Source organism: Stappia sp. ICDLI1TA098 (assembly GCF_054880955.1).
On record NZ_JBTZBT010000002.1, the window covers coordinates 687,064 to 699,021 of the forward strand.

The following is an 11,958-nucleotide window of genomic DNA, read 5'->3' on the forward strand; positions in this document are numbered from 1 at the left end:
GTCCACGCTGACCGTCCGCCCCGACCGCCCCGCCCGAAGGCCAACGGTCGGGGCCTTGCGCATTGACAAGGCCCGTCCGGGTGGACTAACTGCCAGGCTTAAGGTCTCCGGCACCTGCCGCCTGCGGACGAAAGTCACGGTGAAGCCGGACATCGCAAGACGATCCTCACCCTCGAAGCGTTTCGTCGGTGGGCAATGCAGGCCCCCATCCCTGTCGAGACGCTCCATGAGGAGTGAGAGATGTCTGCCGGACATTCTCGGGATACCTGTGCTCGCCCGAAAGGGCCCTCTCCAAGCGTCACCCGCCCCGCGACGCCATCCCCGGACAGCCCCTTTCTGACCGGTTCTCCCGGCCGGGTCTTCATCGCCACCGCGCTGCCAATGACCGTCGTCATGGCCATGAACGGCCTGCTGAGCATCGCCGATGCGGTCTTTCTCGGCCGTTTCGTCGGCGCCGACGCCATGGCCGCCGTCAGCCTCGCCTTTCCCGTCATCATGCTCGCGATCGCGCTGTCGACGCTTGTCAGCGGCGGCATGTCGAGCCTTCTCGCCCGCCACCTGGGCGCCGGCGGGCGCACCGAGGCCGAGGCGCTTTTCGCCCGCACCCACGGGCTCTCGCTTTGTGTGTCTCTGGCGCTGATCGCGGCGTTTTTCACCGTCGGGCCGCGCCTCGTCGCGGTGACGGCGGCGGAAGCCCCCCCGGTGGCGGACATGGCCCGGATCTATCTGGCGATCACGATCCTCGGCACCCCCGTCCAGTTCCTGCTCGCCGTGCATGCCGATACCTGGCGCAACGAGGGGCGGGCCGGGCTGGTGGCGGCGCTTTCGGTCGTCGTCACGCTCGCCAACATCGCGCTGAACGCGCTGCTCGTCATCGGCCTCGGGCTCGGCGTCGCCGGCGCGGCCGCCGGCACGGTGCTGGCCCAGGCGCTCGGTCTCGCCCTTCTGGTCGGCCTGCGCCTGCGCGGAGCACATCCAGTACGGCTCGCGGCGCTGTGGCGCAATCGCTGGCACGGGGGCTGGAGCCGGATCCTGGCGCTTGGAGCCCCCGTCAGCCTCGGCTTCGTCGGCATCGCCCTTGTTTCGGCAACAGCGATCGCAGCCGTGCGGGCAAGCGCGGGCGACGACACCGCCGCCGTCATCGCCGCCTATGGCATCGTCACCCGCCTGTTCGGCTTCGCCTTCCTGCCGCTGATGGCGCTGGCGCTTTCCACCCAGAGCATCGTCGGGGCCAACGCCGGTGCGCGACAGCACCGGCGCTGCGACCAGGTCCTGCGGCTGGCGCTGGCCATCGCCCTCGCCTATTGCCTGGGCCTTGAGGCGCTCTGTCTCGGCAACGCCGACGCGGTCGGAGGCTTTTTCGTCGGCGACCGGCAGGTCATCGGGCTCACGGGCGCGATCCTGCGGCCCATGGCCGGGCTCTACGTCCTCACCGGGCCGGTGCTGGTGCTGGCCTTCTACTTCCAGGGGGTCGGCCAGCCGCTGCGGGCTGCGGCGCTCACGCTGGTGAAGCCGTTCCTGCTCGTGCCCGTCCTGATCACCGCGCTCGCCACCTTCCGGGGCAGCGCCGCGATCTGGTACGCTTTCCCGCTCGCCGACGCGGCGGTCGGGCTCGTTGCCGCGGCGATCCTGATCGACGCCTGGCGCAGGACACCGACGACCGGCGGGTTCGGGCTTGCCACGCAAGGGAGGGCGGCATGAGCGTTCCGACACGTGCCGAGGCGAAGGCACAGGCAAAGGCGCTGCGCAGGGAACTCGCGCGCCGAGGCACCGAGATCGGCCATGCCGAGGCGCTCGAACTGGTGGCGCAGCAGCACGGCGCCCGGGACTGGAACACGCTGCACGCCCGGCTTTCCGACGCCGGGGAGGGCGGGCCGGCGGAGCCCTTCCGCCTCGGCCAGCGGGTGCGCGGGCGCTATCTCGGGCAGGCCTTTCGCGGCGAGATCACCGCGATCGCGCGCGCCGGCTCCGGCCGCCACCGGGTCACCGTGCGCTTCGACGCACCCGTCGACGTCGTCCGCTTCGACAGTTTCTCGGCGCTGCGGCGACAGGTGAACGCACTGGTCGGCGCGGACGGGCGCTCGCCGAGCCGGACCTCTGACGGCGTGCCGCATCTCGTGCTCGAACCGGAGGACGCGGCGTGAAACGCAAAGGGGCCGGCCCAGGACATCACGTCCCGGCCGGCCCCATTTTTCTGGAAGTGACGCAAAGCCCGTGCTGCGGCGGCTCAGCCCTTGAGCTGGCCGTAGGCGGCAGTGAAGCCGATCAGCGTCACCGGAATGGCGAGATCCTTTTGCTGGGCGGTCTTGAAGCCGATCACCAGCCGCTCGCCCTTCTTCATCTGCGCCAGCAGCTCGTCGGAAATGGCCATGCCGGCATAAGCGCCGTTGGCGTCGCTGGTCTGGATGACGAGCGGCACTTCCTTGTTGTCGTCAACCTTGATCACCGCGCCCGCCGGCAGGAACACGCCATGCGGCAGCGCCAGCACCAGGGCATGGTTCGGCGCGCCCTCGCGCGGCTCGACGACGATGGTCAGAAGCCGCTGGCCGCTGTCCTTCATGACGATGTTCTGCAGCGCGCGGCAGTGCTTGGGGGTGTCGTCCTTGGGCTCGCTGCATTGCACCACCCAATTGGCCGGCGTCTTGTCGCCGCCAGCAGCGGGTGCGTCGGCCGACTGCGCCAGCGCGGCGGAGCCGGAAACGAGAGCCGCCGACAGGAGAACCGCACCGACAAGGCCCGCGCGGAAAAAACGGCGCGCGCAGGCAACCGCAACGAAGGAAGAAAGGGGCATGAGATATCCACGATTGACGAAGAAAAAAATGGGCCGCGGCGAGTTTAAGAGGCAGGCCGACAAGCGGTCAATGCTCCGTGTCGACGCTTTCCACCTCAAGCTGCAACGCGGATCTGCCGCAACGGTATGCGCCAAGCGCGCCGACGGCTGTCGCGGCAGGCGAACAGCCGGGCGAATGGCGGTCTGACGATTTCGATAACTCGTCAGAAACACCTTTTCTTCGCCGCGAAGCACATATATATAACCGTCCGGTTGGAAATTATCCGGAGACGGCATGGGCCGCAAACGCACGATCTGCCGCGAGGCCCTGCTGGATGCGGTGGCGCGTGTTGTCACACGCGACGGCGCCACGCGTCTGACGCTCGAGGCGGTCGCCACCGAGGCTGGCATCAGCAAGGCAAGCGTGCTCTACGACTTCGGCAACAAGTCCGCCCTGATCCGTGCCCTCATCGAGCGCAAGGTGGCGGAAAAGGAAGGCGACGCGCGACGGGTCGCCGAGAGCCTTGGCGGCGCTCCCAACGCCGTCGTTCACGGGCGCATTGCCCTGGCCGCGGATCCGGTCTCGAACCAGGACCGCGCCATGACTTTCGGCCTGCTGGCCGCGCTTGCACAGGAAGAGGAGCTGTGCGAGCCAATCAGGCAGGCCTACAGCGACGTGCTCTGCGACATTCGTTCCACGTCGCAGAACCCGCGCGGAGCCATGCTGGCGTTCCTGGCCCTGGAGGGGCTGCGTTCGATGGAATGGCTGGGACTGCACAGCTGGGCGCCGGAGGAGCGCGCAACCCTGCTTTCGGAAATTGGCTGGCTGGTCGAACAGCGACCGGACGCCCCTCGTATGTCCAAGAGGTCGACTGAATGAGAAAGAATTTGATCGTCATTCTGGCGGCGGCCGCGCTCCTGGCCGGCTGCAACGACGAGAGCCAGACAAAGGACCAGGGCGGCGCGCCGGCGATGCCGCCTGTCGGCGTCAGCATTGTCGAGGTCCAGCCCGAGACCATCCCGATCACCAACGAGCTTCCCGGCCGCATCGCCGCGACCCGCATTGCCGAGGTGCGCCCCCGCGTCTCCGGCATTCTGGTCGAACGCGTCTTCGAGCAGGGCGGCATGGTGAAGGAAGGCGACGTGCTCTACCGCATCGATCCGGAGCCGTTCAAGGTGCAGGTGGCAAGCTCCAAGGCGACGCTGCAGCGCGCCGAGGCCACACAGCTCCAGGCCCGCCAGCAGGCGGACCGGCAGAAGGAGCTGCGCGAACGCAATGTCGCCAGCGCCTCCGCGCTCGAGAGCGCGGTCGCGACCCTGGCCCAGGCCGATGCCGATGTCGCCCAGGCCCAGGCGGGGCTCGCCGCGGCCGAGCTGAACCTGCACTACACCGAGGTCCGCGCCCCGATCTCCGGGCGCATCGGCCGTGCGCTGCTGACCGAGGGCGCGCTTGTCGGCTCCGGCGGCTCGGAAATTCTGGCCACCATCCAGCAGCTCGACCCGGTCTATGCCGATTTCACCCAGTCGGCCAACCAGTTGCGCCAGTTGCGCCGTCTGTTCGCCAGCAACACGCCGAACGGCAACGCCGCGAGCGAGCTGACGGTGCACCTGCTCTATGACGACGGCACTCCCTACGAGCACGAAGGCAAGCTGCTGTTCTCGGAAGCGGCGGTGGATGCCACAACCGGCCAGATCACGCTGCGCGGCGAGTTCCCCAACCCGAAGGTCGACCTGTTGCCGGGCATGTATGTGCGCGTGCAGATCGAGCAGGGCGTGGCAACGGAGGCTCTCGCCGTGCCGCAGCAGGCGGTGCAGCGCAACGCCGGCGGCCAGGCGCAGATCTATGTGGTCACGAGCGACAACAAGGCCGAGCTGCGTTCCATCGAGGCCGGCCGCGTCGTCGGCACCCGCTGGATCATCTCCAAGGGTCTCAAGGCCGGCGACAAGGTTGTTGTCGAGGGCTTCCAGAAGCTGCGTCCGGGCGCTCCCGTGTCCGCCACGCCGTGGAAGCCCATCGATCCGGCCACCGTGGCGGTCAAGTAACACGAACAAGACGGCCGCCGCCCCTCGGCGGCCGTTGCCTCTCCAGCGGTCGCGGCCTCCCCCGCCCGCTTCGCCCGCCGGGCGCCGAATGGCGCCCGCGCCTCGTATCCCCGCCGCCCGCGCGGCGTCCGGCGCGTCTCTCCGCGATCCGCGCACGGAGCTTGCAAGGTTGGATTGACATGCCGTCCTTTTTCATCGACCGGCCGGTCTTTGCCTGGGTGATCGCGATCTTCATCACGCTTGGCGGTGTGATCGCGATCCCCTTCCTGCCGATCTCACAATATCCAAGCGTGGCTCCGCCGCAGATCCAGATCTCGACCAACTATCCCGGCGCCTCGCCCGAGGACGTGTACCTCAGCGTGACACGGCCGATCGAGGAAGAGATCAACGGCGTCGAAGGCCTGATCTATTTCGAATCCACATCGGAATCCTCCGGCCGCATCTCGATCACGGCGACATTCCGCCCCGGCACCGTCGTCTCCCAGGCGGCCGTCGACGTGCAGAACGCGATCCGCCGCGTCGAGTCGCGCCTGCCGCAGGCCGTCACCCAGCAGGGCATCGACGTCGAGGAGGCCGGCGCCGGCTTCCTCATGGTGATCGCGCTCACGTCCGCCGATGAATCGCTCGACGTCATCGGCCTCGGCGACTACGTCAGCCGAAACGTCATTGGCGAGTTGCGCCGCGTCGACGGCGTCGGCAAGGCCGAACTGTTCGCCACCCAGCGCGCCATGCGCGTCTGGATGGATCCCGACAAGATGCTCGGCCTCAACCTGACGTCCAACGATGTCATCGCCGCCATCCAGGCCCAGAATGCCCAGGTCGCAGCAGGACGCATCGGCGCCCAGCCAAACCCGATCACGCAGCAGATCTCCGCCACCGTGCAGGTCAAGGGCCAGCTCAGCTCCATCGAGGCCTTCGGCGACGTGGTGCTGCGCGCCAACCCGGACGGCTCGACCGTGCGTCTGTCGGACGTGGCGCGCATCGAGATCGGCGGCGAGAGCTACAACTTCTCGACCCGCCTCAACGGCAAGCCGAGCGCGGCGATCGGCATCCAGCTTTCGCCGACCGGCAACGCCATGGCGACCTCCGAGGCGATCCGCGGGAAGATGGAGGAGCTTTCGCGCTTCTTCCCCGAGAACATCACCTACGACATTCCCTATGACACGACGCCCTTCGTCGAGGCATCGATCGAGAAGGTGATTCACACGCTGATCGAGGCCGTTGCCCTCGTCTTCGTGGTGATGTTCCTGTTCCTGCAGAGCTTCCGCTACACGGTCATTCCGACCCTCGTGGTGCCCGTCGCCCTGCTCGGAACCTGCGCGGTGATGCTGGCGTCCGGCTTCTCGATCAACGTGCTGACCATGTTCGCGATGGTGCTGGCGATCGGCATTCTCGTCGATGACGCCATCGTCGTTGTCGAGAACGTCGAACGCATCATGGCCGAGGAAGGCCTGTCGCCACGCGAGGCGACCCGCAAGGCGATGACCCAGATCACCGGCGCGATCATCGGCATCACGCTGGTGCTGACGGCGGTGTTCGTGCCGATGGCCTTCTTCCCCGGCGCCGTCGGCGTGATCTACCAGCAGTTCAGCCTGACCATGGTGGTCTCCATCCTGTTCTCGGGCTTCCTGGCGCTGACCTTCACACCGGCGCTTTGCGCCAGCATCCTCAAGCCGGTTCCCGCCGAACACCACGAGAAGCGCGGCTTCTTCGGCCTGTTCAACCGGGGCTTCAACAAGACGACCCGCGGCTATGGCGGGATCGTCGGCTTCATGACGAAGCGCGCCGGCCGGATGATGGTGATCTACCTGGCCCTGCTCGTCGGCCTGGGCTGGGCGTTCATGCGCCTTCCCTCCTCGTTCCTGCCGGTCGAGGATCAGGGCTTCCTGCTCGTCAACGTCCAGGCTCCGCCGGAAGCCAGCGCCAACCGGACGCTGGAGGTGATGCAGACGGTCGAGAGCATCTTCGGCAAGGAAAGCGCGGTGACCCGCATCGTCGGCATCCTCGGCTTCTCCTTCTCGGGAACCGGCCAGAATGCGGGCCTTGCCTTCGTCACGCTGAAGGACTGGTCGGAACGCGGGCCCGAGGATTCCGCCGGCGCCATCGCCGGCCGGGGCAACGGCCAGCTCTTCCAGATCAAGGACGCGATCTCCTTCGCGCTCTCGCCGCCGGCGATTCAGGGCCTGGGCACCTCGAACGGCTTCACCTTCCGCCTGCAGGACCGCGGCGGGCGGGGCACCGAGGCGCTGGCCCAGGCGCGCGAGCAGTTGATGGCGGCGGCCGCGGCCAGCCCGATCATCACCAATCTGCGCGTCGACGGCCTGCCCGACGCGGCGCAGGTCAACCTCCACATCGACCGCGAGAAGGCCAACGCCCTCGGCATCGCCTTCTCCGACGTCAACGCGACGATCTCGGCCAATCTCGGTTCGTCCTACGTCAACGACTTCCCCAACTCGGGCCGCATGCAGCGCGTCACCATCCAGGCCGAGCAGGAGAAGCGCATGCAGACAAAGGACCTGCTGCAGCTGTCCGTCAGAAACCAGAACGGCGGAATGGTGCCGCTGTCCTCCTTCGCCACGGCGGAGTGGACGAAGGGGCCGGCTCAGATCGTCGGCTACAATGGCTATCCCTCCATCCGCATCTCCGGCGAGGCGGCTCCCGGCTATTCGTCGGGCGACGCCATCACCGAGATGGAGCGGCTCGCCTCGGCGCTGCCGCAGGGCTTCGGCTACGAATGGACGGGCCAGTCGCTGCAGGAGATCCAGTCGGGCTCGCAGGCGCCGTATCTCATCGGCCTCAGCGTGCTCTTCGTCTTCCTGCTGCTGGCCGCGCTCTACGAAAGCTGGGCGATCCCCGTGTCCGTCATGCTGGTGGTGCCGCTCGGCGTCATCGGCTCGGTCACGGCCGTCACGCTGCGCGGAATGCCGAACGACGTCTATTTCACCGTCGGTCTGATCGCCATCGTCGGCCTCTCGGCCAAGAACGCGATCCTGATCATCGAGTTCGCCAAGGACCTGATGGCCGAAGGCAAGACGATGATGGAGGCGACGATCGAGGCGGCGCACCTGCGCTTCCGTCCGATCATCATGACGTCGCTCGCCTTCACGCTTGGCGTGGTGCCGCTCGCCATCGCCTCCGGCGCCAGCGCCGGCAGCCAGAACGCCATCGGCACCGGCGTCATGGGCGGCATGATCTCCGGCACGGTGCTCGCCGTGTTCTTCGTGCCCGTGTTCTTCGTCTTCGTCATGCGCCTCGTCGGCCGTGGCGACGCGACACATGACACGGCCGAGACGACGGCGAACGCCTCCGGCAAACCGGCGGAGTGATCCGCCCGGGGACAAGCCGGACAACGACATGAGGAGGGCCGCCGGAAGACATCATCCGGCGGCCCTTTTTTTTCATCGCAATCGAGAGACAGATTTTCGAAAATCACGTCGCCCGATTGCACGAAATGCCGCGAGATTGCATAGATTGTACGCGATGTGCGCCGCGCCCGGCCGGATGGCGGAGGCGCTTTATCAAGAAAGGCCTGCGTCATGAGCCTCGACCTTTGGCTTGTCTATCTTCTCGCCTCCTGCGCCCTCTCCATAACGCCGGGCCCCAACGGGCTGCTGTGCCTCAACCACGGGGTCCGCTACGGTTTCTCCCGCACGGTCTTCACCGCGCTCGGCTCGATCACCGGCGTGACGCTGCTGATCGGCGCCTCGCTGGCCGGCCTCGGCGCACTGATGCTCACCTCGGAGGTGTTGTTTTCACTGGTGAAATGGATTGGCGCGGCCTATCTGGTGTGGCTCGGCGTCAAGCTCTGGCGTTCGCCCGCCTTCGCCGCGCGGCTCGAGGAGGAGACCGGCAATCCCCGTGCCAGCCGACAGATCAGCCGGGCCCGCACCTTCTCGCAGGGAATGCTCGTGGCGCTGTCGAACCCCAAGGCGCTGATCTTCTTTTCCACCTTCCTGCCCCAGTTCATGCAGCCGGGTGTGTCGCTGCTCGTGCAGTTCGCCATTTTCGCCGGCACCTATGCCGTCATCGAGTTCGCCTATGAACTTGTCCTCGCCGGCGCCGCCGGCCGGCTCGCGCCCTTTCTCGAGCGCTGGGGGCGTGTCTTCAACCGCGTCACGGGCGGCGCCTTCATCGGCGTCGGCACCATGGTCGCGATTTCGCAGCGCTGAGGATCCCATGACACTGTCCCCGTATGCGCGCCGCCTCACGGTGACGTTGCTGCTCGCGCTTTCCGCCGCGAACCTGACGTTGATGGTGCCGGGAGGCCCCGTCGAGACGCGCGACTTTTCCGCCTATTCCCCGCTGGTGCTTGGCGCCTTCAACATCTTCCTGACGGTTCTGGGGATCGGCAGCTTCGTGATCGCGGGTCTTCAGATTGCCGGAAGGATCCGCGCACCAGGGCTCGCCGGGCTGTGCGGCCTCGGCTTCCTCGCGGTCTATGTCGCCGATCTCGCCGGGATATTCCCGGTCTCGCCGGTTGCCATGCCGCCGCTGTTGAGCCTGCTCGAGCAGCTCGGCACGGTGCTCGCCCTGCTGCTGATCGGCGCCGCGATCCTTGCCGGAAGCGCCGATCCGGGCCGACACGGCGGAACCGGCGCGGCGCGGCTGCCGCTGCCGCTTGTCCTCGCCCTCGGCGTGCTCGCCATCGCCATCGTCGCCTTCGCGACGCGCGCCGCCATGGGCGGTTGAAAGCACGAAAAGACTTGGGATTTCAGAAGGCTCTAGCCGATGAGCCAGCGCGCCGACTGTTCGTCGGTGATGAGCACGGTCGGCTCCAGCGTGCGGATCGAGGCGCGCAATGCCACCAGCTTTTCCTTGCCGCCGGAGATCAGGACCCGCTCCGGCGTCCGGCGCAGGCGCGACAGGCTGACCGAAATCGCCCGCTGGTTGACCTCGTGGTCGACCGTCTCGCCGCCCTCGCCGATGAAATTGTAGAGAACGTCGCCCACCGCCCCGGCATCGATCAGCGAGCGGCGGTCGGCCTCCGACAGATATCCGGTCCGGTAGCTTGTCGTCAGCGTCGAGATGCCACCGACGGAGATCAGCGCCATGTCGAGCTTGTCGGCCATCTCGAAGATCGCGGCCAGGCCGCAACGCTCCAGCAGTGCGTGTTTTGTCTCCGGGCTATCGACCACGGCGGGTGCCGGTATCAGGAAGCCTTCCCCTTGAAAAAGCTCGGCAAATTGCCAGGCGAATTCGGCCGGGTTGAAGCGCCGGGCCGCCGCGATGCCGCCGAGAAGCGACACCACGCGGAAGTTGTCGAGCGTCTGGCCGACGATGAAGGGCAGCGTGTTGTAGAGGGTGCGTCCCCAGCCGACGCCGACCGTCATGCCAGGCTTCATCTCCGACGAGATGAAGGTTCCCGCCGCCGCCGCGATCACCTTCACCGGATCGCCGTCCGGATCGGCGAAGGGCGCGACGATCACCCGCGCGATGCCGTAGCGGGTCTCGACGCCACGCTCGAGTTCGACCAGTTCGGCGAGCGGCGCGGAGATCGTCACCCGCACCTCGTTGCGACGGCGGGCATCGGCAAGCAGCCGCACCACCATCACCCGGTTGATGCCGAGTTGGCGGGCGATCTCGTTCTGGGTGCAGCCCTCGACATGGTAGAGCCAGACGGCGCGCGCGCGCAGGCGATCGGCCTCGCTCTGAGCGCCGATGGCATTTGACGCTGGCTGCATGTGCAAGGCTCCTTCCCGGCCGGATCCGATCAGGCGGAGGCCGCGACCCCGGCGAAGAGCCGTGTCAGGATCCGCGCGACGCGATCAGGGCATTCTATCTGCGGAACATGGCCCGCACCGCCAAGCAGATGAATACCGAAATCCCCGGGAACGGCAAGCGCCTGCCTGAAGGGAAGGATGTGATCTCGCCGCCCCCAGAGGATCTGCGCGGGCAGATCCAGCCGCGAAAGCGCAGGGCGCAGGTCAAAGGCCTGAACCCCGTCGGGAAAAAGGCTTTCCGCCATGGCGAGCTGGCACGCCCGAAGCGCCGGATCGCGCCGGGAGGCCATGGCGGCGCGGATGTAGGCGTCGCTTGTCGCCTCGGGCTCGGCCGTCAGCCGGCGCAACCAGGGACCCAGGCTTTCCTCGCGGCTCGCCCTGGCAACGCCGAACAGTGTCGCCGCGTCGATCTCCGGGCCAAGGCCGGCGGGCGATATCAGCGACAGGCTCGCGACCTTGCGCGGACGAATGTCGGCAAGGGCAAGAGCGAGCGCCCCGCCCAGAGAATGGCCGACGAGATGCACCGGTCCAAGGTCGCGAACGGCGTCGTCGAAGGCTTCGACGATCATCCGCGCAAGTCCGGGAAAACCGGAAATCCGCCGCTTCGGCGAACGGCCGTGGCCGGGAAGGTCGATGCGCACGATCGTGCGCTCCGCCCCCAGCGTGCTGGCGAGCGGTGCCCAGGACTGGCTGTCGGCGGCAAAGCCGTGCAGCAGCACCAGCGGCAGACCGGCGCCATTGCCACGCCGGGTCACAGCAAGCGGCCCCGGCTCCGCGGCAAAGGCGGTGGCTCCCCCGGCCCCGGCGATCCCCGCCGATGACGGCTGGCGCGCAAGAGCGGCGACATCGTCCTTCTGGATGCGTCCGCGCGGGCCGGTTCCCGGCACATCGGCGAGCTCGAACCCGCAGGCGCGGACAGCCGCCCGTGCCGCCGGCGTGGCGCGAAGCCGCAGGTCACCGTTCAAAATGCCGCCGTCCGGACGGGCGGCCGGAAGATCGCCGGCAGGGAGAGACCGGCGACCCTCCGGGCCACCGCCCGACATCCCCGCAGCCGCTGGAGCGCCAGCGGCCGAAGCGGCCTCGCGCGCGTCCACCGCCGCCCCGGGGTGGGAGGGTTCGGCGTCGGATGACGCCGCACGGGGCGCGGCGTCAGGTGTTGCGGCAGGCGGATCGCCGACGGTTTCCCCTTCGGCGTAGAGCCAGGCGACAGGCGCGCCAACGGCGACCCGATCGCCCTCGCGCGCCACAATGTGGTGGAGACGACCGGCAGCGGGCGCCTCCACCTCCATGGCCGCCTTGTCGGTTTCGATATCGAACAGCGCCGCGCCCTTGGCCACGGTCTCGCCCTCGCCGACGTGCCACACGGAAACGGTGCCATGGGTCATGTCCATGTCCACCTTGGGCATGATGACTTCGACGGGCATC

At 67.8% G+C, this 11,958-nt stretch carries 10 protein-coding genes; 7 read left to right on the top strand and 3 right to left on the bottom strand.

Annotated features, from left to right (window positions below):
- Positions 1-240 precede the first annotated feature (240 nt).
- Complete coding sequence (locus ACSLUQ_RS13440; RefSeq protein WP_461808814.1) at positions 241-1,701, top strand: MATE family efflux transporter; 1,461 nt, start codon at positions 241-243, stop codon at positions 1,699-1,701.
- On the top strand, positions 1,698-2,144 hold the full coding sequence (locus tag ACSLUQ_RS13445) for a glyoxalase superfamily protein (RefSeq protein ID WP_461808815.1): 447 nt from the start codon (positions 1,698-1,700) through the stop codon (positions 2,142-2,144). The genes ACSLUQ_RS13440 and ACSLUQ_RS13445 overlap by 4 nt, the downstream gene beginning before the upstream one ends.
- An 83-nt stretch (positions 2,145-2,227) precedes the next feature.
- Here the strand turns inward: ACSLUQ_RS13445 and ACSLUQ_RS13450 are convergent, their stop codons facing one another.
- On the bottom strand, positions 2,228-2,791 hold the full coding sequence (locus ACSLUQ_RS13450; RefSeq protein WP_461808816.1) for an invasion associated locus B family protein: 564 nt from the start codon (positions 2,789-2,791) through the stop codon (positions 2,228-2,230).
- A gap of 274 nt (positions 2,792-3,065) precedes the next feature.
- Here ACSLUQ_RS13450 and ACSLUQ_RS13455 point away from each other — a divergent pair, with 274 nt between their 5' ends.
- From ACSLUQ_RS13455 to ACSLUQ_RS13475, 5 genes are all read left to right on the top strand, one after another.
- Complete coding sequence (locus ACSLUQ_RS13455) at positions 3,066-3,650, top strand: TetR/AcrR family transcriptional regulator (RefSeq protein ID WP_417772015.1); 585 nt, start codon at positions 3,066-3,068, stop codon at positions 3,648-3,650.
- Positions 3,647-4,813 (top strand): efflux RND transporter periplasmic adaptor subunit, encoded by a 1,167-nt coding sequence (locus ACSLUQ_RS13460; RefSeq protein ID WP_417772014.1) that lies wholly within the window; start codon positions 3,647-3,649, stop codon positions 4,811-4,813. Before ACSLUQ_RS13455 ends, ACSLUQ_RS13460 begins: the two co-directional genes overlap by 4 nt.
- Before the next feature lie 179 nt (positions 4,814-4,992).
- Entirely contained in the window at positions 4,993-8,139 is a 3,147-nt protein-coding gene (locus ACSLUQ_RS13465; RefSeq protein ID WP_461808817.1) for a multidrug efflux RND transporter permease subunit, read from the top strand.
- Positions 8,140-8,349: 210 nt separating this feature from the next.
- On the top strand, positions 8,350-8,982 hold the full coding sequence (locus ACSLUQ_RS13470; protein WP_417772012.1) for a LysE family translocator: 633 nt from the start codon (positions 8,350-8,352) through the stop codon (positions 8,980-8,982).
- Between the two features lie 7 nt (positions 8,983-8,989).
- Positions 8,990-9,502 carry a hypothetical protein gene (locus tag ACSLUQ_RS13475; protein ID WP_461808818.1) on the top strand — a complete coding sequence of 171 codons (513 nt, stop codon included), beginning with the start codon at positions 8,990-8,992 and terminating at the stop codon, positions 9,500-9,502.
- A 32-nt stretch (positions 9,503-9,534) separates the two neighbouring features.
- On the opposite strand, the gene ACSLUQ_RS13480 is transcribed toward ACSLUQ_RS13475, so the two are convergent.
- A complete protein-coding gene (locus ACSLUQ_RS13480; RefSeq protein ID WP_461808819.1) occupies positions 9,535-10,494 on the bottom strand; it encodes a sugar-binding transcriptional regulator in 960 nt (319 codons plus the stop codon).
- A gap of 29 nt (positions 10,495-10,523) precedes the next feature.
- Complete coding sequence (locus ACSLUQ_RS13485) at positions 10,524-11,957, bottom strand: acetoin dehydrogenase dihydrolipoyllysine-residue acetyltransferase subunit (protein ID WP_461808820.1); 1,434 nt, start codon at positions 11,955-11,957, stop codon at positions 10,524-10,526.
- Between the last annotated feature and the right edge of the window lies 1 nt (position 11,958).